The 253-nt window shown below is 50.2% G+C and carries 1 protein-coding gene; it reads left to right on the plus strand.

Annotated features, from left to right (window positions below; genetic code table 11):
* A partial coding sequence (locus R0J87_RS22625; protein WP_498889147.1) for a HEAT repeat domain-containing protein occupies positions 1-253 on the plus strand: 253 nt, incomplete at both ends.

Below are 253 nucleotides of genomic sequence, written 5' to 3' on the forward strand. Positions count from 1 at the left end.
TGCGAGTTAGTGCAGCCTATGCCTTAGGACGTAACCCTCATCCGGATGCAGTTGTGCCTTTAATTAACCAGCTAGCAACAGACTGGAATGGCTATGTGCGGAAGGGGTTAGTATGGGCATTAGGAAACTCGCGCGATCGGCGTTCTATTCCTCCTCTCCTCCACGCCTTAGCCACTGATATTTCTGCCGTCCGACTTTGGGCAGCGAGTGCCTTAACTCATGTAGGAAAACTCAATTACGAAGACATTATCCC

It is taken from the genome of Halomonas sp. SIMBA_159, assembly GCF_046536035.1.
Classification (GTDB): domain Bacteria; phylum Pseudomonadota; class Gammaproteobacteria; order Pseudomonadales; family Halomonadaceae; genus Vreelandella; species Vreelandella venusta_A.